The following is an 18,693-nucleotide window of genomic DNA, read 5'->3' as shown; positions in this document are numbered from 1 at the left end:
TCTGTCCTCCTCGTCGCTGTCGGGAGTCGGTCGACCCCCGGTAGCGGCCACTGTAGGCGGGGTGAAGTGGCGGAACACAACTCAGATGGTCACGGAGCGGTAACACCATGGATGATCCGACTCCGCCGTCCGAATTTGACCGACCCGGCTGGCGTCCCGCTCCCGTGACGGAGATCATGAGGAGATGACCGAGCCCGTGCGGCTGACCCGCTACGCCCGTGGCGGCGGCTGTGCCTGCAAGATCCCGCCGGGCGAGCTGGAGGCGATGGTGGCCGGTCTCGGCCCTACCGCCGGCACCGCCGAGCTGCTGGTCGGGCTGGACCACGGCGACGACGCCGCGGTGGTGAGGCTGGACGAGCGCACCGGCCTGGTGACCACGGCGGACTTCTTCACCCCGGTGGTCGACGACGCGTACGACTGGGGTCGGATCGCCGCCACCAACGCGCTGTCCGACGTGTACGCGATGGGCGGCAGCCCGCTGGTGGCGCTCAACCTGCTCTGCTGGCCGCGCGAGGTGCTGCCGCTGGAACTGGCCCGCGAGGTGCTGCGCGGTGGCCTGGACGTGGCCCGCGCGGCGGGCTGCCACCTGGCCGGTGGGCACAGCGTCGACGATGACGGCCCGAAGTACGGCCTGGCCGTCACCGGGCTGGTCCGGCCGGAAGAGCTGATCACCCTGGACGCCGGGCGGGCCGGTCTGCCGCTGTCGCTTACCAAACCGCTCGGCGTCGGCGTGCTCAACACCCGCCACAAGAGCACCGGCGAGAGCTTCCCGGCGGCGGTGGCGGCGATGACCACGCTGAACCGGGACGCCGCGCGGGTGGCCGTGGCGGCCGGCGTGCGCTGCGGCACCGACGTGACCGGATTCGGTCTGCTCGGGCACGCCTCGAAGCTGGCCCGGGCGAGCCGGCTGACGGTGGCGATCGACACCGCCCGGGTGCCGTACCTGGCCGGTGCCCGCGAGGCGGTCCGGGACGGGTACGTCAGCGGTGGTTCCCGCCGCAACCTGGAGTGGGTGACCCCGTGGACGGACTTCGGCGCCGCCACCGAGCAGGATCGGCTGCTGCTGGCCGACGCGCAGACCTCCGGCGGGCTGCTGATCGCCGGGGAGATACCGGGCGCCCCGGTGATCGGTGAGCTGCTGCCTCCCGGGGAACACCGGGTCGTCCTGCGCTGAACGCAGGTTTCGGTACGCGTGCCGTTGCGTGGGAACGCGCACGATACCCGATAAACTGTCATCTTCCCGCTACCTGGAGCGATGATGCTCCGGGAAATTTGGGCCAGAATGGTCACAGACCGGTAACTTGCCCCCGGCTGGGGGCAAATGCCCCCCACCATCGTCGTATGGCCCGATCCGGAGGCCGGTGGGGACGAGCACAGCGAGGAGACGGCATGACCGAGCTGTGGAACTGGAGAATCGACCAGGTACGACCGGTGGAGGTCTACCCGGCGCTGGCCGACGCGCTCGGTCGGGTGGTGATGCCGCTGGCGGTGGCGGATCCGCTGCGGCTGCCGACGTACGCGGTGGTCTGCGACGTCTGGCAGGCGCCGGGGGAGTTCGCCACGATCGTGGACTGCTACGGCGTACCGGACGAGTTGCCCGAGCTGCCCAGCGTCGCGGCGCTGGCCCGGCTGCTCGGCCGCAACTGCGTCCTGCGTGACGACACGCTCGACGACACCCGGCACCTGCTGGTGGCCCCGGACGGCAGCATCCGCCCGGTCCACTTCGACGTGCGGGAGACCGACGACGGCGAGGTGCTCAGCGACCGCCGGCTGTGCACCGAGGCGGATCCGCGCTGCCGGGGCTGGTCGCGTTGCCGCCGCTCCCGCTGGGCGCCCGACTCGGTGAACCCCGCCCTGGCCGCCGCCTGAGGTCCTACGACGCCGCGGCGGGTCGGCTGCCGCAGTGCATCACGTTTGCGTCCGATTCCTCGGGCCCAGCTACGCTGTGCACGTCATGACTACCGCAGCGGCGGGCGGCCCGCGCACCTACCAGGTGCGCACCTACGGCTGCCAGATGAACGTGCACGACTCCGAGCGCATTTCCGGCCTGCTGGAGCAGGCGGGTTACGTCCGCGCGGGCGAGGCCGAGGACACCCCCGACGTGGTGGTGTTCAACACCTGCGCGGTCCGCGAGAACGCGGACAACCGGCTCTACGGCAACCTCGGTCACCTGCGTCCGGTCAAGAACCGGCACCCGGGGATGCAGATCGCCGTCGGTGGCTGCCTGGCCCAGAAGGACCGGGGCGACATCGTCCGCCGGGCACCGTGGGTGGACGTGGTCTTCGGTACCCACAACATCGGCTCGCTGCCGGTGCTGCTGGAGCGCGCCCGGCACAACGCCGCCGCCGAGGTGGAGATCCTCGAATCCCTCGACGTCTTCCCCTCGACGCTGCCGACCCGCCGCGAGTCGACCTACGCCGGCTGGGTGTCGATCTCGGTGGGCTGCAACAACACCTGCACCTTCTGCATCGTGCCGTCGCTGCGCGGCCGGGAGAAGGACCGCCGCCCCGGCGACATCCTCAGCGAGGTCCGGGCGCTTGTCGACGAGGGCGTGCTGGAGGTGACCCTGCTCGGGCAGAACGTCAATTCCTACGGCGTCGAGTTCGGCGACCGGTACGCCTTCGGCAAGCTGCTGCGCGCCTGCGGCGAGATCGACGGGCTGGAGCGGGTCCGGTTCACCAGCCCGCACCCGAAGGACTTCACCGACGACGTGATTGCGGCGATGGCCGAGACGCCGAACGTCTGCCCCTCGCTGCACATGCCGTTGCAGTCCGGCTCGGACGACGTGCTGCGCGCGATGCGCCGGTCGTACCGGTCGGAGAAGTACCTGGGGATCATCGAGAAGGTCCGCGCCGCGATGCCCGACGCGGCGATCACCACCGACATCATCGTCGGCTTCCCCGGCGAGACCGAGGCGGACTTCGAGCGCACCCTCGACGTGGTCCGCGAGGCGCGGTTCGCCTCCGCCTTCACCTTCCAGTACTCCAAGCGCCCCGGCACGCCCGCCGCGAGCATGGACGGCCAACTGCCCAAGCAGGTCGTGCAGGAGCGGTACGAGCGGCTGATCGCCTGCGTCGAGGAGATCACCTGGGCGGAGAACAAGAAGCTCGTCGGCGAGACCGTCGAGGTGCTGGTCGCCGTCGGTGAGGGCCGCAAGGACGAGCGGACCGGCCGGATGTCGGGCCGGGCCTGCGACGGCCGCCTGGTGCACTTCGACGTGGGGTCGCTGGCGGGTGCGATCCGCCCGGGTGACCTCGTTGAGACCACGGTCACCTACGCTGCTCCGCACCATCTGAACGCCGACGGTCAACCCCTGTCGCACCGGCGGACCAGGGCCGGTGACGCGGTTGAGGCCGGACGGGTGCCGCGTACCGGCGGGGTGTCGCTGGGGCTGCCCACGGTGGGCGTGCCGCCGGCCGCGCCGCCGGCCGAGTCGGCCTGCGTACGCTGACCGAGCGCCGGGTCGAGTTCGGCAGGCGTCTACCGGCGTGAGGCAGGTGTGTTCCCCGGCCACCGGGTGGCCGGGGAACACCGTGAAACCGACGGTTACAGGCCGATCTTGCCGGTGCCTGCGCCGTTGGTGACGACCGACTTGACCTGGCTGGCGCTGGTCAGCGAGTACGAGTACGGGATGCTCGCCACGCTGCCCGACGATTGCGGGCTGCCGGAGTTGACGAAGTGGTTGTTGCGCTGGACCAACGTCCCCGGGCCCGACGCGGCGTACCCGACCAGGGTCGGGTCGTCGACGGACTCGAAGTAGTTGCCCTCGACGAGCACGCCGGCGCCCATGGTCGACGCGACGCCGTAGTCGTTGTTGTAGTAGTAGTTGTTGAACACGTGGACCGGGTTACCGAACCGCACCCGCGGGTGCCGGCTGCCGGAACCGTCGAACCAGTTGTGGTGGTAGGTCACCCGCAGGTGGCCGCGGTCCTGGCTGCTGTTGTTGTCGGAATGCCCGAGCAGCATGGACTTGTCGTGGTTGAACACCCGGTTCCAGGACACCGTGATGTAGTCGGAGCCGCGCTTGATGTCCACCGCGCCGTCGTAGCCGTTGGTGAACGAGTTGTGGTCCACCCAGACGTTGGTGGCCGACTCCTGCACGTTGATGGCGTCGTCGTTCCAGTTGCGGAAGTTGATGTTACGGATGATCACGTTCCGGCTGCCATTGATGTTGAAGCCGCAACCGGAGATCGTGGCCGACGAGCCGACGCCGAGGATGCTCTTGTTGCTGCCCACGCTGAGCATGCCGGAGCAGCTGATCGTGCCGGACACCCGGATAACCGCGGCGCTTGACGAACTGACTGCCGAACGGAGCGCCGACTCGCTGGTGACCGTGGTGGAGGAGGCGTTACCTCCGCCGGTGGTGCCACCGTTCTGGGTGGCCCAGCCGACCAGACCCGTCGGTACCGGGCCGGGTGGCGGAGTGGTCGGTGGCGGAGTGGTCGGTGGTGTGGTGGTGGGTGGCGGCGTGGTTCCGCCGGGGGTGGTTGGCGTGACGCCGCCGGTGCAGGACACGCCGTTGAGGGTGAAGCTCGTCGGGGCCGGGTTGCTGGAGTTGTTCCAGGAGCCGTTGAACCCGAACGAGACGTTCCCGTTGGTGGGGATGTTGCCGTTGTAGGCGACATTGGTGGCGGTCACCTGGCTCCCGCTCTGCGAGATCGTCGCGTTCCAGGGGCTGACGACCTGCTGCCCGGCGCTGTACGACCAGCGCAGGGTCCAGCCGGAGATGGGGTCGCCGAGATTGGTGACGACGACGTTGCCGGTGAAGCCGCCCGGCCACTCGCCGGCGACCGAGTAGTTGACCTGGCAGCCGGCCGCGGCGTGGGCGGTGACGGCGGTGAGTACCCCGGCGGCGAGCAGTGCGGCGGTGGCCGAGGCGGTGGTGGCGAGCAGCGTCGTACGACGCCGTGCGGTGCGCATGGTCGCTTCCTCTCGGAGAGGGTGCGCAGGGATGGTCGGCTCGATCCGCGTTTGCCCGGTGCCCAGACGGGCGTGCCGGTCGGGCCGTCCCTGCCAATGGACTTACCAATTGCTGACTGCGCTGTACGGATGGCTCCCGTGCCGTGCCCATAGGTAAGCGCTTTCCTCAGCGAACCACAGACGGTCGTCGATGTAAAGGGTGTGCCGCCCGAACGCGCTTCGTCTGGTCGTCAAGTACCGGCGGGACGGACACAACGGAGCCCCCGCCTCAAAGGGCGGGGGCTCGGTAGCCGACGCGACTCAGCTCGACTGTTCAGCCAGCTTGAGGAACTGGCGCTTGGACTCCAGCGCCTGTTCGGCCTCCTTGATCCGTCGGGTGTCACCCGCGGCCTGCGCCCGGGCCAGCCGCTCCTCTGCCTCCGCGACCTGCGAACGCATCTGGGCCAGCAGCGGATTGTCCTCCCGGCTGGTGCGCCGCCAGGCCGAGTCCATCACCTCGCGGACCTTCTCGTCGATTGCGCGCAGCCGGCGCTCCAGCCCGGCTGCCGCCTCGCGCGGCACCCGACCGGCCTCGTGCCACTGCGCCTGGATCTCCCGCAGCTTCGCTTGGGCGCCCTTCGGGTCGCCGTCGATGTCGAGCGCCTCGGCCTCGGCGAGCAGTGCCTGCTTGCGCTCCAGGTTGGCGCGCTGCTCGTTGTCCCGGGCGGAGAAAACCTCGCTACGCCGGCTGAAGAAGGCGTCCTGGGCGGCCCGGAACCGTTCCCAGAGCTTCTGCTCGGCCTCCTTCGAGGCGCGCGGCGCGGCCTTCCACTGCGTCATCAGGTTCTTGAGGTGGTTGGCCGTCGCCGCCCAGTCGGTCGATTCGGCGACCTTCTCGGCCTCGGCGACCAGCTCCTCCTTGACCGTCTGCGCCTGCTTGCGCTGCGCGTCGAGGGAGGCGAAGTGGGCACCTCGGCGGCGGGTGAAGCCGTCCCGGGCGGCGGCGAACCGCTTCCACAACTCGCCATCGGTCTTTTTGTCGACCCCCCGGATGGTCTTCCACTCGTCGAGGATCTCCTTGAGCCGGTCACCGGCGGTCTTCCAACCGGTCGACTCGGCAGCCAGCTTCTCGGCCTCCTCCACCAGGGCGGTCTTGCGGGCGAGCGCCTCGACGCGGGCGGCCTCCTTCGCCGCCCGGGCCTCACCGGCCTTCTCCTCGGCAACGGTGGCGAGCTTGTCGAGCCGGGTCGCCAGGGCGTCGATGTCGCCGACGACGTGAGCCTCGGGGAGGGAAGCACGGATCCGTCGGATGGTGGCGAGCGAATGGTTGGCGTCCGCCGCACCGGAGTTGAGCCGTGCTTCGGTCAGATCCACCTCGGTCACCAGGTCGGCGAAGCGGCGTGCGAAGTGTGCCAGCCCTTCCTCCGGTGCTCCCGCCTGCCAGGATCCGACCACCCGCTCGCCCTCGGCGGTCTTGACGTAAACGGTGCCGTCCGCGTCCACCCGTCCGAAGGCAGTCCAGTCGCTCATGTGCCCATCCTCGTTCTCCCGGCACCAGGGAGCAGTCTCCCGGGCGCCGCCACGGCGCAGCCAAGTTTCTCCGGGCATTGTCACAGGTGCGCCCCGGTCCGCGTCGAGCGCCTATCGCCGACCGTGACCATACGGTGTCCTAGGGCCTGTCTGGGCCATCCGACCGGCGTGCCGCTTTCGACCGTACGGCGCGTCGTCCCTGCCGGGCGGCACGCGGCACCCAGCCGGACCGGGCCGCTACGGTTGCCTGGTGCCACTGGTCGCCGCCGCAGTCTGCCCCCACCCGCCGCTGCTCGTCCCCGAGATCGCCGGTGCCGCCGCGTCCGAGCTGGACGACCTGCGCGCCGCCTGTGACGCCGCCGTCTCCCGGCTGCTCGACTCCGGAGCGCGGACCGTCGTGGTGCTCGGGGCCGGCGACCGCAACGCCGACCTCGACGCCCCGTTCCGGGGCAGCTTCGCACCGTGGGGGGTGCCGCTTGAGGTCCGTCTCGGCAGCCATTCCGACGGGCCGGTGGGCACCGACCGACTACCCCTCAGCCTGCTTGTCGGTGCCTGGCTGCTGAACCGGCAACCGACGGCCGGGACCCGTGGCACGGACTGGCGGATGACGACGGTCGGTGCCGACGAACCCGTCCAGGCCTGCGTCGACCTCGGTGCCCGGCTCGGGCCGCCACAGCCGTGGGCGCTGCTGGTCATGGGGGACGGCTCGGCCTGCCGCGGCGAGAAGGCACCCGGCTACGCCGATCCGCGCGCCGAGGCGTACGACGAGACGGTCGCGCGGGCCCTGGCCGAGGCGGACGGCGACGCCCTGCTCGGCCTCGACCCCGGCCGGTCGACGCAGCTCAGGGTCGCCGGCCGGGCGCCGTGGCAGGTGCTCGCCGGTGCCGCTCGGGCGGCGGGCGGCCCGTGGCGCGGCGAACTGCGCTACCACGCCGCGCCCTACGGGGTGGGCTACCTCGTGGCGAACTGGGAGCGGCCGTGACCACCCCGGGCACCGTGGTCGCGGTCGTCGGGCCGACGGCCGCCGGCAAGTCGGCCCTGAGCATCGCCTTGGCGCACGCGCTCGACGGCGAGGTGGTCAACGCCGACTCGATGCAGCTCTACCGGGGCATGGACATCGGCACGGCGAAGCTCACCGTCGCCGAACGCGACGGCGTGCCCCATCACCTGCTCGACATCTGGGAGGTCACCGAGCCGGCCAGCGTGGCGGAGTACCAGCGGCTGGCCCGGGCGGCGGTCGACGACGTGCTCGCCCGGGGCCGGGTGCCGCTGCTGGTCGGTGGGTCCGGACTCTACGTGCGGGCGGTGCTGGAACAGTTCGAGTTCCCCGGCACCGACCCCGCGCTGCGCGAACGCCTGGAAGGCGAACTGGCCGCGCTCGGACCGGCACCGCTGTACGCGCGACTGCGCGACGCCGACCCGGCCGCGGCGGCCGGCATCCTGCCCGGCAACGGCCGGCGGATCGTACGCGCCCTGGAGGTGATCGAGCTGACCGGCCGGCCGTTCACCGCGGCGCTGCCCGAGCCGACGCCTCACTACCCGGCCGTGCAGATCGGGGTGGATCTGGACACCGCCCGGCTCGACGAGCGGATCGCGCTGCGGGTCGACCGGATGTGGGCCGACGGGCTGGTCGCCGAGACCCGGGGGCTTGTCGAGCGCGGCCTGCCGCACGGGCGTACCGCGAGCCGGGCGCTCGGCTACCAGCAGGTGCTGCGTCTCCTGTCCGGCGAGCTGACCGAGACCGAGGCGTACGACGAGACGGTCCGGGCCACCCGTCGCTTCGTCCGCCGCCAGCGCTCCTGGTTCCGCCGCGATCCCCGGGTGCACTGGCTCGACTCGGCCGATCCGGAGCTGGTCGGGGCCGCACTGCGGATCCTCGGTGGGACTGCGCGATGATGGGGACGTGGAGTTCACCAAGGGGCACGGCACCGGCAACGACTTCGTCATCCTGCCCGACCCGGACGGCGCGCTCGACCTGACTCCCGAGCTGGTCGCGGCGATCTGTGACCGGCGCCGCGGCCTCGGCGGGGACGGCGTGTTGCGGGTGGTCCGCGCCGCCAAGCACCCCGACGGCGCCGCCCTGGCCGGCGAGGCCGAGTGGTTCATGGACTACTGGAACTCCGACGGCTCCTTCGCCGAGATGTGCGGCAACGGCGCCCGGGTCTTCGTCCGGTACCTGCTGGCGACCGGGTTCGCCGTCCCGTCCGGTGACGCGCTGCCGGTGGCGACCAGGGCCGGCGTCGTGCGGGCCCGGGTCGACGGCGAGACCATCGCGGTCGAGATGCGACGACCCCGGCTGTACGACGCCTCCGCCGCCGCCCTGGGCGGGCTGACCCTGCCCGGCACGGCGGTGGACGTCGGCAATCCCCACCTGGTCTGCCCGCTACCCGCCGGGCTGGAACTGGCCGGGCTGGACCTGACCCGCGCCCCCGACGTCGACCCGGCGGTCTTCCCCAACGGCGTCAACGTCGAGTTCACCGCCGCCGGCGCGCCGGTGGCCGGTGTCGACGCACACGTGCTGATGCGCGTCCACGAGCGTGGCTCCGCCGAGACCCTCTCCTGCGGCACCGGCGCCTGCGCCGTCGCCGCCGTGGCCCTACGCGACGCCAACCGGCAGACCGGGATTGTCGCCGTCGACGTCCCCGGCGGCCGCCTAACCGTGACCGTGGACGAGGACTCCTGCTGGCTCTCCGGCCCCGCCCTCCTCGTCGCCACCGGCCAGCTCACCCTCCCCCCGCTCTGACCCGTGTTGATCATGAGGTTAGCGGCAGTTGTCGATCCTTGGGGTCAAGGGGTGAGTGCAATCGTTAGGGAGCGATGAGGTGTGCGAGGCGTTGGGCTGGGGTGTCCCAGTCCAGCGTTTCGCGGGGTCGGGTGTTGAGTTCGTGGGCGACCTCGTCCAGGCCGGTCTGGTCGATGGTGCGGAAGTCGTAGCTGCTTTTGGGGAAGTACTGGCGCAGTAGGCCGTTGGTGTTTTCGTTGCTGCCGCGTTGCCAGGGGCTGTGGGGGTCGCAGAAGTAGACCGGGCAGCCGGTGGCGACGGTGAATCTCGGGTGGGTGGCCATCTCGGTGCCTTGGTCCCAGGTCAGCGACCGGCGCAGGTGTGCCGGCATCCGGGTGGCCAGGGTGGTGAGCACGGCGATGACGGCTTCGCTGTCACGGCCGTTGGGTAGGGCGCCGAGCATCACGTAGCGGGTGCTGCGTTCGACCAGCGTCACGATCGCCGAGGCGCCGGCCTTGCCGATGACCAGGTCACCTTCCCAGTGCCCGGGCACGGCCCGGTCAGCGGCCTCCGCGGGCCGGGTGCTGATGTGCAGATCCCCGATCCAGGGCCGCCGGCGACGGGCGGCACCCGCGGCGCGTGACTGCGGGCGCCGCTGGGTACGACCCGAACGCAGCGCCACCTGCCGACCCAACTCCGCGCGCAGGTTGCCCCGCGACTGCACGTAGATCGCCTGGTAGATCGTCTCGTGGGACACCTGTGACTCCGGACGGTCGGCGTACGTGGCCCGCAACCACGCGGCGATCTGCTTCGGAGACCACCTACGCGCCAGTTTCCCCGCCACCGTGTGCCGCAGCCGCGTGCCCGGCCGAAGCTTCGACGCCTGCGGCCGCCGCCGAGCCGCGTCAGCCCGCCGCTGCGCCCACTGCGCCTGATACCCCCACCGATACGGCCGACGAGCCCGCCCGGGCGGCAACGACCGCCCGAGCGGATTCTTCGTCCCGTGCCGCGCACTGTGATACCGCGCGACCTCCCGCGACACCGTGCACACCGGCACGCCTAACAGCCCCGCGATCTGCGAGATCGTTCGCCCCGACCCCCACAAATGCTCCAACACCTGCCGATGCCCGAACGTCACCACACCCGGCCTGGCCACCAACACCTCCAGCACAACCAAGATCAGTTGCACTGAACCCTAGAATCCGCCATCTTCAAACCGCCGCTAACCTCATGATCAACGCCGGTCAGGGTGGGCGGGGAGGGGAGGGTCAGGGGGTGGCGGAGGCGGAGGCGGCGATTTCGGGGAGGTCGGCGGGGCCGGGGTCGGCGGCGGGGGGTGGGGTGACGGTGGGGTTCTGGGCGGCGGCGCGGACGGCGGCGGCGACCGCCGGGGCGACCCGGGAGTCGAAGACGCTGGGCACGATGACCGTCGGGTTGATTTTTTCCTCGCCGACCACGTCGGCGATGGCCCGGGCGGCGGCGATCGCCATCTCCTCGGTGAACTCCTCGGCGTGCGCGTCGAGCATGCCACGGAAGACGCCGGGGAAGGCGAGCACGTTGTTGATCTGATTTGGCTGGTCGGAGCGGCCGGTGGCGACGACCGCGGCGTGCTTGCGCGCCTCCCGTGGGTCGACCTCCGGGTCCGGGTTCGCCAACGCGAACACGATCGCGTCCTTCGCCATCGTGGCGATGTCGTCGCCGGTGAGCAGGTTCGGCGCGCTCACCCCGATGAAGACGTCGGCACCGGCCAGCGCACCGGGCAGGTCACCCGAGTAGCCGTCGGCGTTGGTGTTCTCGGCCAGCCACCGCCAGGCCGGGTTGAGGTCGGCCTGGCCACGGTGCAGGGCGCCCTGCCGGTCGTACGCGATGATGTCACCGACGCCCTGGCGCAGCAGCAGCTTCATGATCGCGGTGCCGGCGGCGCCCGCGCCGGAGACCACCACCCGGACGTCCGCGAGCTGCTTGCCGACGACGCGCAGCGCGTTGGTCAGCGCGGCCAGCACACAGATGGCGGTGCCGTGCTGATCGTCGTGGAAGACCGGGATGTCCAACGCCTCGCGCAACCGGGCCTCGATCTCGAAGCAGCGCGGCGCGGCGATGTCCTCCAGGTTGATCCCGCCGTACGCGGGCGCGATCGCCTTGACGATGGTGACGATCTCGTCGGTGTCCTGCGTGTCCAGCACCACCGGCCAGGCGTCCACCCCGCCGAAGCGCTTGAACAGCGCCGCCTTGCCCTCCATCACCGGCAGCGACGCGGCGGGACCGAGGTTGCCCAGCCCCAGCACGGCCGAGCCGTCACTGACCACCGCCACCGTGTTGCGCTTGATGGTCAGCCGGCGGGCGTCGGCGGGGTTGTCCGCGATCGCCTGGCACACCCGGGCCACCCCTGGGGTGTACGCCCGCGACAGCTCGTCCCGGTTGCGCAGCGCGACCTTCGGACTGACCTCGATCTTGCCGCCGAGGTGCAGCAGGAAGGTGCGGTCGGAAACCTTGCGGACGTCCACGCCGTCGAGCGCGCTGAGCGCGTCGACCACCTGGTCGGCGTGACCGGCGTCGGCGGTGTCGCAGGTCAGGTCGACGATCACGTTCGTCGGATCGGAGTCGACCACGTCCAGCGCGGTGACGATCGCCCCGGCCTCACCCACCGAAGTGGTGAGCCGGCCGATCGAGGAGGCGTCGGCGGGCACGGCGATCCGGATCGTGATCGAGAATCCGGCACTGGGCAGTCGGGTCGTGGCCACGCAGGTCCCTCCGTCGGCGCTGAACGGCTCGTCCGCATTTCTACTCGCCCGCCCCGGGCCGCCGGCATCCGCCCCCGCTCCCGCCGGTCCGCAGGTGGGCATATACCAGGTGCACCGGGCGTTGACACATGTCAGGATTACTCGGTACGTGCACAGAACGGACAGGAGAGATCGCTTGCGAGACCAGGAGACCTACGTTTCCATCCCCGACGACGAGCTCGACACCACCACCGGCGAGTACGAGCTCTCCGAACGGCAGGCGCTGCGACGGGTCCCCGGTCTCTCCACCGAGCTGACCGACGTCACCGAGGTCGAATACCGACAGCTCCGACTGGAGCGGGTGGTTCTGGTCGGCGTCTGGACCGAAGGCACCCTCCTCGACGCGGAGAATTCCCTCACCGAGCTGGCCGCGCTGGCGGAGACCGCCGGCTCACAGGTGCTCGAAGGGCTCATCCAGCGACGCAATCGCCCCGACCCGGCGACCTACATCGGTCGCGGCAAGGTCGACGACCTCAGCTCGGTGGTGCTGTCCGCCGGCGCCGACACGGTGATCTGTGACGGTGAGCTGTCCCCGTCCCAGCTGCGCAACCTGGAGCAGCGCACCAAGGTCAAGGTGGTCGACCGGACCGCGCTGATCCTCGACATCTTCGCCCAGCACGCCAAGAGCAAGGAGGGGCGGGCCCAGGTCGAGCTGGCCCAGCTGGAATACCTCCTGCCCCGGCTGCGCGGCTGGGGTGAGACGTTGTCCCGGCAGACCGGTGGGTCGGGTCGGGGTGGCGGTGCCGGCGGCGGCGTCGGCGTCCGTGGTCCCGGTGAGACCAAGCTGGAGACCGACCGGCGGCGCATCCGCCACCGGATCGCCCGGTTGCGCCGGGAGATCAAGGCCATGCGGACGGTACGCGAGACCAAGCGCGCCCGCCGGACCCGCAACGCGGTGCCCGCGGTGGCGATCGCCGGCTACACCAACGCCGGCAAGTCCAGCCTGCTCAACCGCCTGACCGGGGCGGGTGTGCTGGTGGAGGACGCCCTGTTCGCCACGCTCGACCCGACCACCCGCCGGTCCACCACGTCCGACGGCCGGGTCTACACGCTGAGCGACACCGTCGGCTTCGTCCGGCACCTGCCGCACCAGATCGTCGAGGCGTTCCGGTCGACGCTCGAGGAGGTCGCCGAGGCGGATCTGGTCGTGCACGTGGTCGACGGCGCCCACCCCGACCCGGAGGAGCAGGTCCGGGCCGTCCGCGAGGTGCTCGGTGAGGTCGGCGCCGACCGGCTGCCCGAGCTGCTGGTGGTCAACAAGACCGACGCGGCCGACGAGGAGACCCTGCTGCGGCTCAAGCGGCTCTGGCCCGACGCGGTCTTCGTCTCCGCACACAACGGCCGGGGCATCGACGACCTGCGCGAGACGATCGAGCGGCGGCTGCCCCGCCCGGCGGTCGAGCTGCGCGTGGTGCTGCCCTACGACCGGGGCGACCTGGTGGCCCGACTGCACCGGCAGGGCGAGGTGCTCAGCACCGCCCACCTGCCGGACGGGACGATGCTGCACGTACGGGTCAACGAGGCACTCGCGGCCGAACTGACCCCGTACCATGACACGGCGCAGGCGGCCCGTACCGCGCGGTGATCGCCCGCGGTGACCGGGCTGCCGCGTCACCCGACGGAAACCTGCGGCATGCGACACTTCTTTCATGCTCCGCACTGTTTCCTCCGTCACGGTTGCCCTCGGCCTGGCCGGGGTCACCGTGGCGGTCACCGGTGCCGCGCTCGCCGCGCCCGGCTCGACCCCCGCCAAGGCAGCGTCTTCCCTGGTGGCGGCCCCTCCGGCCGCCGTGGCGGGGCCGCCGGTCACCGCGGCGGGCAAGAAGCAGTGCTCGGTCACCGACTCGCGACTGCGTGAGCTGTCCGGCCTGGTGGCGACCAAGAACGGCTACATCGTCGTCAACGACAGCACCGAGCAGGACGACCGTAAGCGGGTCTTCTACCTCAACAAGGACTGCCAGGTCGTCCGCGAAGTGCCCTACTCGGGGGCGGGGCCGTTCGACACCGAGGATCTCGCGGTCGCCCCGGACGGCAAGACGCTGTGGATCGCCGACACCGGCGACAACGTGACCAGCCGCGAACGCCGTGAGCGGGTGGCGGTCTGGAGCATGCCGATCGGTGGTGGCAGCCAGCCGAAGCTGCACCGCCTGTCGTACCCGGACGGCGAGCCGCGCGATGCCGAGGCGCTGCTGATCGGCGACGACAAGCTACCGTTGATCATCACCAAGGTCACCGCCGGCAAGGCCGAGATCTTCACCCCGGACGGGCCACTGAAGACCGGTAACACCGAGCCCGTGCCGATGAAGAAGCTCGGCGACATCGAACTGCCCAGGACGGACACCGAAAATCCGCTGAGCACCTTCGGGCGCGTCGCGATCACCGGTGCGGCCCGATCCCTGGACGGCTCACGGGTGGTCCTGCGCACCTATGCCGACGCCTTCGAGTACGACGTCGCCAACGGCGACATCGTCACCGCCCTCACCACGACCACTCCCCGGGTCACCGCCCTGGCCGACCCGTTCGGCGAGGCGATCTCCTACTCGACCGACGGCAAGACGTTCCTGACCGTCTCCGACGCCGGTCACCTGGAGGACGACGACCCCGTCAACATCCTCAGCTACACCCCCTCCACCGAGGGGCCGAAAGACCTGGCGAACGATCCCGACGCGGCGCAGAAGTCGGGTCAGTCGTTCCTCGACGGCCTGACCCCGACCGACATCATGTACCTGATCGCGGCGGTCGGCGTGCTCGGTGCGTTGCTGGTCGGCGCGGGCATCTTCGGCATCCTGCGCGCCCGCAAGCGTCCGGCACCGGCCGGGCGCAACCGTGACGGCGACGATGACGTGGACGCCGCGAAGCAAAAGGGCGACGGATTCGGCTCGGCCCAGGACCGGGGCCGGGGCGGGGTGTACGGCGGGGCAGCGGCCGGTGGCGTCTACGGGGGATCGCCGGCCGGCGGCGGCGCCCGCTCCGGCGGCGTCTACGGCGGCGGCAATGGCCGACCGGCCGCCGGCAACGGTGCTCGCCCGGGGCAGGGCGGCGGAGGCGTCTACGGCGGCGGCGGTGCGGGCCGGCCCGGTGGTGAGGGCGCTCCGGTCTACGGCGGGCGGCCGGGCGGTGGTCGACCGTCCGGCGGCGGTGGACGCCCGGGCGGCGGCGTCTACGGCGGCGGTGCCCGTGGTGGCGCGCAGCCCGGTACCGGTGGGCGGGCGGAGCCTCCCCGACGTGGCGGCCCGGCCGAGCCCGACTACCGGGGGCGACGGTCCGGGCGTTACCGGGAGGACGACGGCGAACCGTACGGCCAGGTGCGCGGCGGCCACTACGGCTACCGGGGCGACCGGTACTGATGTGACGGCCGGGTACCGAGCGTGGGTCGGTACCCGGTCCCGGTCGCCGATTCAGATGCGGCGCAGCACCGCGACCACCCGCCCCATGATGGTGGCGTCGTCGCCGGGGATCGGGTCGAAGGCCGGGTTCTGCGGCATCAGCCAGACGTGACCGTCACGCAGACGGTAGGTCTTCACGGTCGCCTCGCCGTCGAGCATGGCGGCGACGATCTCACCCGAATCCGCGGTCGGCTGCTGCCGGACGACCACCCAGTCGCCGTCGCAGATCGCCGCGTCGAGCATCGAGTCACCCTTGACCTGGAGCATGAAGACCTCGCCCTCGCCGACCAGCTCGCGCGGCAGCGGGAAGACGTCCTCCATCGACTGCTCGGCGAGGATCGGGCCACCGGCGGCGATCCGACCGAGCATCGGGACGTAGGCCGGCGTGGGGCGCTGGGAGCGGCTCAGCTCGTCGTCGACGTCGTTCGGGGAGCGGACGTCGACGGCCCGGGGCCGGTTCGGGTCGCGCCGGAGGAAGCCCTTCTTCTCCAACTCCTTGAGCTGGTAGGCGACGCTCGACGGGGAAACCAGCCCGACCGCCTCGCCGATCTCGCGCACGCTCGGCGGGTAGCCGTGGCGTTCGACCCAGGTGCGGATGAAGTCGAGGATGCGTCGCTGCCGGGCGGTGAGGTCGACGGTCGCCGGGTCGGGGAAGCTGCTGACCACCGGGGTCACCGGACGTACGGTCGGCTGACCGGAACGGGCGCGGGTGACACTCCGGCGTCGGGCGGCCGGCGGACCCGCCTCGATGCTCTGCTGCGGGCTCTGTGGCCGGTTGGCCCGGTCCTCGGTCACGTCCGTCCTCCCTGGTCGGCGCTGGGTGCCTCGGCGGCTCGTGGTGCGCGCGGTGGTCTGCTGGCCAGCGGGTCGACCATGGTCACCTCCGGTTGTTCATGACCGTATAGGTGAGATCGGTCTTTTTCAAACATCTGTACGACCTTTGGTCGCGTGTCGATCCGGAAATCAGCGCGACGCCCGGGTCCTTCCTGATAAATAGTACGGGTGTTCGAGTGGCGGGGAATTGTCGATGCTCGCGCCGGGCTGGTGGTAACCGGCGTGGGTGGCGTCGCGTTGGGTCCACCGGTTGTGAAAAACGGGGGGATCGGGTGACGCGCCGGACACGCCGACCAACTTGACCCCGGATCGTCGGCGGCCTACGGTCGACCCCTAGATGTAGTAGTCACATGGGCGTAAGTTGCCTACAGGTTGGGTTCGACTACCGACCGCACTCCCGTACCGCCGGGCCGGCGACCATCCTGCGGGGATGGCGCCGGCTTACCGAGGCGTGCCCGGGGGCGGGCGGGGCGGCCCTGTGGTCGATCGAGGAGGTCGGGCGATGCGGTGTCCGTACTGCCGGCACGCCGACTCCCGGGTGGTCGACTCGCGGGAGGCCGACGACGGCCAACTGATCCGGCGGCGGCGGGCCTGCCCCGAGTGCGGCAAGCGGTTCACCACCGTCGAGGAGGCGGTGCTCGCCGTGGTCAAGCGCAGCGGCGTGACCGAGCCGTTCAGCCGTACGAAGATCATCGGCGGGGTGCGCAAGGCGTGCCAGGGCCGGCCGGTCGACGAGGACTCGATCGCGCTGCTGGCGCAGCGGGTCGAGGAGACCGTCCGGGCCAAGGGGGCCGCCGAGATCCCCAGCCACGAGGTGGGGCTGGCCATCCTGGGTCCACTACGGGACCTGGACGAGGTCGCGTACCTGCGGTTCGCCAGCGTCTACCGGTCGTTCGACTCGCTCGCCGACTTCGAGCGGGAGATCGACACGCTACGGGCCGCCGCGCGTGCCCGCGAGGCTGCCGGTGCCGAGCCGGCCAGCGCGCAGTGAATTCCAGAAGTACCAGTGACAGTCGGATCGCGCGGCGGGCCCGCGCGGACGAGGGGGCGGATGAGATGCCGGGGGACGGTGTGACGACAAGCAGGTCACGAAACAAGGCGGGCGCGGGGCTCAAGGTCGAGCGGGTCTGGACGACCCCGGGAGTGCACCCGTACGACGAGGTCAGCTGGGAACGCCGCGACGTCGTGATGACGAACTGGCGGGACGGCTCGATCAACTTCGAGCAGCGGGGCGTGGAGTACCCGGAGAGTTGGAGCGTCAACGCGGCCAACATCGTGACCACCAAGTACTTCCGGGGCGCGGTGGGGACCCCGGAGCGCGAGTGGTCGCTCAAGCAGTTGATCGACCGGGTGGTCACCACCTACCGCACCGCCGGTGAGGAGTACGGCTACTTCGCCTCCCCGGCCGACGCCGAGGTCTTCGCCCACGAGTTGACCTGGATGCTGCTGCACCAGGTGTTCAGCTTCAACTCCCCGGTCTGGTTCAACGTCGGCACCCCCTCACCCCAGCAGGTCAGCGCCTGCCTGCCGTACGACTCGCTGGTCAGCACCCCCGGCGGGCTGGTGCCGATCGGCAAGCTTGTCGAAGAGGGCGCCGTCGGTGCCAAGGTCTACGACGGCACCGGCCTCACCAGCATCGTCGCCGTCAAGGCGAACGGGGTGCGCGACGTACTCCGACTGCACACCAAGGCGGGCTACACGCTCGATGTCACGCCGGACCACGTGGTGTGGAAGAGCACGGGCAGCGGCACCGGTGAATGGGTCGAGGCCGGCAGCCTCAACCCGGGTGACAAGCTCGAATGGCACCGCACCTACGCCTACGGCGAAAGTGAACTGGAGCTGCGCGAGGTCCGCGAGGCCGCGTTGGCCGGCTGGTTGCAGTCGGACGGCTTCGTCGGCCAGTACGCCGAGGGCACCAACCGGTCACTGACGATCGAGGCGATGACCGTCAACGACGACGAGCTGGACTGGGTCACCACCATCCTCGACGAGGTGTTCCCTGGCGCGCACCGCAAGGAGCGCTCGGTGACCACCCAGGACCAGAACCTCGACTGCCGGCGTACCCGCCTCTACGGCGAGCATCTTCGGCCGTTCGTGCAGAAGTGGGACCTGCTGACCCGGGGTACCGACATGCGGGTGCCGCAGCGGCTGTTCACCGCGCCGTTGCCGGTCGTCGCCGGGTACCTGCGCAGCATCTTCCAGGCCGAGGGCTACGTCTCGGCGCGCGAGCGGTCCACGCTCGTCGCGGCGGACATGATCTCGGAGGAGCTGATCCGGGGCGTGCAGAGCCTGTTGCTGCGCTTCGGGATCTTCTCCCGGGTGTCGTTCAAGGCCGATTCGCGTCCGGATCGCAAGGGCGTGTGGACGGTCCGCATCCAGAACGACGGCGACCGGGACCTCTTCGCCACCCACATTGGGTTCGTCGGCGCGGAGAAGATGGCCAAGCTCGAAGCGGGCTTCGCCAAGCCGGGCCGGCCGGCCGCCGACGTCAAGCGGCTGGAGATCGACCGCATCGAGCCGATCGGGTCGATGGAGGTGTACG

Annotated in this window: 14 protein-coding genes and 2 pseudogenes; 11 read left to right on the top strand and 5 right to left on the bottom strand. The window is 71.0% G+C overall.

All coding sequences use genetic code 11. The features are described 5' to 3' along the window. Positions 1-184 precede the first annotated feature (184 nt). The 3 genes from selD (at position 185) to miaB (ending at position 3,451) form a co-directional block, all read left to right on the top strand. Complete coding sequence (gene selD, locus O7605_RS12085; protein ID WP_269739273.1) at positions 185-1,174, top strand: selenide, water dikinase SelD; 990 nt, start codon at positions 185-187, stop codon at positions 1,172-1,174. A gap of 215 nt (positions 1,175-1,389) precedes the next feature. Beyond that, positions 1,390-1,869 carry a hypothetical protein gene (locus tag O7605_RS12080; RefSeq protein WP_164445609.1) on the top strand — a complete coding sequence of 160 codons (480 nt, stop codon included), beginning with the start codon at positions 1,390-1,392 and terminating at the stop codon, positions 1,867-1,869. An 85-nt stretch (positions 1,870-1,954) separates the two neighbouring features. Continuing rightward, entirely contained in the window at positions 1,955-3,451 is a 1,497-nt protein-coding gene (miaB, locus tag O7605_RS12075) for a tRNA (N6-isopentenyl adenosine(37)-C2)-methylthiotransferase MiaB (RefSeq protein WP_269739272.1), read from the top strand. Positions 3,452-3,546: 95 nt separating this feature from the next. Here the strand turns inward: miaB and O7605_RS12070 are convergent, their stop codons facing one another. Continuing rightward, on the bottom strand, positions 3,547-4,920 hold the full coding sequence (locus tag O7605_RS12070; protein WP_164445607.1) for a pectate lyase family protein: 1,374 nt from the start codon (positions 4,918-4,920) through the stop codon (positions 3,547-3,549). Between the two features lie 300 nt (positions 4,921-5,220). Then, a complete protein-coding gene (locus tag O7605_RS12065; RefSeq protein ID WP_164445606.1) occupies positions 5,221-6,429 on the bottom strand; it encodes a DUF349 domain-containing protein in 1,209 nt (402 codons plus the stop codon). 250 nt (positions 6,430-6,679) lie between these two features. Between O7605_RS12065 and O7605_RS12060 the strand changes: the two genes are divergently transcribed. Genes O7605_RS12060 through dapF form a run of 3 tightly spaced genes read left to right on the top strand, consistent with a single transcriptional unit; the run spans position 6,680 to position 9,172 of the window. Then, the gene (locus O7605_RS12060) at positions 6,680-7,411 is read left to right on the top strand and encodes a class III extradiol dioxygenase subunit B-like domain-containing protein (protein WP_269739271.1); all 732 of its coding nucleotides are present in this window, start codon (positions 6,680-6,682) and stop codon (positions 7,409-7,411) included. Next, a complete protein-coding gene (gene miaA, locus O7605_RS12055; protein WP_269739270.1) occupies positions 7,408-8,325 on the top strand; it encodes a tRNA (adenosine(37)-N6)-dimethylallyltransferase MiaA in 918 nt (305 codons plus the stop codon). Before O7605_RS12060 ends, miaA begins: the two co-directional genes overlap by 4 nt. Before the next feature lie 7 nt (positions 8,326-8,332). Beyond that, the gene (gene dapF, locus O7605_RS12050) at positions 8,333-9,172 is read left to right on the top strand and encodes a diaminopimelate epimerase (RefSeq protein ID WP_269739269.1); all 840 of its coding nucleotides are present in this window, start codon (positions 8,333-8,335) and stop codon (positions 9,170-9,172) included. Positions 9,173-9,236: 64 nt separating this feature from the next. Here the strand turns inward: dapF and O7605_RS12045 are convergent, their stop codons facing one another. Both O7605_RS12045 and O7605_RS12040 read right to left on the bottom strand, forming a co-directional pair. After that, positions 9,237-10,340: an IS30 family transposase gene (locus tag O7605_RS12045; protein WP_269737567.1), complete on the bottom strand. Its 1,104-nt coding sequence runs from the start codon at positions 10,338-10,340 to the stop codon at positions 9,237-9,239. A 79-nt stretch (positions 10,341-10,419) separates the two neighbouring features. After that, entirely contained in the window at positions 10,420-11,892 is a 1,473-nt protein-coding gene (locus O7605_RS12040) for an NAD-dependent malic enzyme (protein WP_269739268.1), read from the bottom strand. Between the two features lie 175 nt (positions 11,893-12,067). On the opposite strand from O7605_RS12040, the gene hflX reads away from it, so the two are divergent. Then, a complete protein-coding gene (gene hflX / locus O7605_RS12035; RefSeq protein WP_269739267.1) occupies positions 12,068-13,516 on the top strand; it encodes a GTPase HflX in 1,449 nt (482 codons plus the stop codon). A gap of 64 nt (positions 13,517-13,580) precedes the next feature. Then, the gene (locus tag O7605_RS12030; RefSeq protein ID WP_269739266.1) at positions 13,581-15,278 is read left to right on the top strand and encodes a hypothetical protein; all 1,698 of its coding nucleotides are present in this window, start codon (positions 13,581-13,583) and stop codon (positions 15,276-15,278) included. Positions 15,279-15,329: 51 nt separating this feature from the next. Here the strand turns inward: O7605_RS12030 and lexA are convergent, their stop codons facing one another. Then, a complete protein-coding gene (gene lexA / locus O7605_RS12025) occupies positions 15,330-16,112 on the bottom strand; it encodes a transcriptional repressor LexA (RefSeq protein ID WP_164445601.1) in 783 nt (260 codons plus the stop codon). A gap of 541 nt (positions 16,113-16,653) precedes the next feature. Between lexA and nrdR the strand changes: the two genes are divergently transcribed. The 3 genes and pseudogenes from nrdR to O7605_RS31875 all read left to right on the top strand — a co-directional run. Further along, positions 16,654-17,142, top strand: coding sequence for a transcriptional regulator NrdR (gene nrdR, locus O7605_RS12020; RefSeq protein WP_164445600.1), 489 nt, complete (start codon positions 16,654-16,656; stop codon positions 17,140-17,142). A gap of 65 nt (positions 17,143-17,207) precedes the next feature. Next, positions 17,208-17,675 (top strand): annotated as a pseudogene (locus O7605_RS31880) (vitamin B12-dependent ribonucleotide reductase); the annotation flags it as partial. Continuing rightward, a pseudogene (locus O7605_RS31875) lies at positions 17,676-18,557 on the top strand (LAGLIDADG family homing endonuclease); the annotation flags it as partial. It abuts the pseudogene before it with no gap. Between the last annotated feature and the right edge of the window lie 136 nt (positions 18,558-18,693).

The sequence above is a fragment of the Verrucosispora sp. WMMA2121 genome, from assembly GCF_027460185.1.
GTDB lineage: Bacteria > Actinomycetota > Actinomycetes > Mycobacteriales > Micromonosporaceae > Micromonospora > Micromonospora palythoicola.
The sequence above is the reverse complement of the archived record's forward strand: the minus strand, read 5'-3'. Positions and strand labels throughout refer to the sequence as shown.

Bases quoted from the DNA above. Each gene is read 5' to 3' on its own strand.
- nrdR (WP_164445600.1), top strand. From the start codon at position 16,654: ATGCGGTGTCCGTACTGCCGGCACGCCGACTCCCGGGTGGTCGACTCG.
- selD (WP_269739273.1), top strand. From the start codon at position 185: ATGACCGAGCCCGTGCGGCTGACCCGCTACGCCCGTGGCGGCGGCTGT.
- miaB (WP_269739272.1), top strand. From the start codon at position 1,955: ATGACTACCGCAGCGGCGGGCGGCCCGCGCACCTACCAGGTGCGCACC.
- O7605_RS12065 (WP_164445606.1), bottom strand. From the start codon at position 6,429: ATGAGCGACTGGACTGCCTTCGGACGGGTGGACGCGGACGGCACCGTT.
- O7605_RS12070 (WP_164445607.1), bottom strand. From the start codon at position 4,920: ATGCGCACCGCACGGCGTCGTACGACGCTGCTCGCCACCACCGCCTCG.
- O7605_RS12080 (WP_164445609.1), top strand. From the start codon at position 1,390: ATGACCGAGCTGTGGAACTGGAGAATCGACCAGGTACGACCGGTGGAG.
- O7605_RS12030 (WP_269739266.1), top strand. From the start codon at position 13,581: ATGCTCCGCACTGTTTCCTCCGTCACGGTTGCCCTCGGCCTGGCCGGG.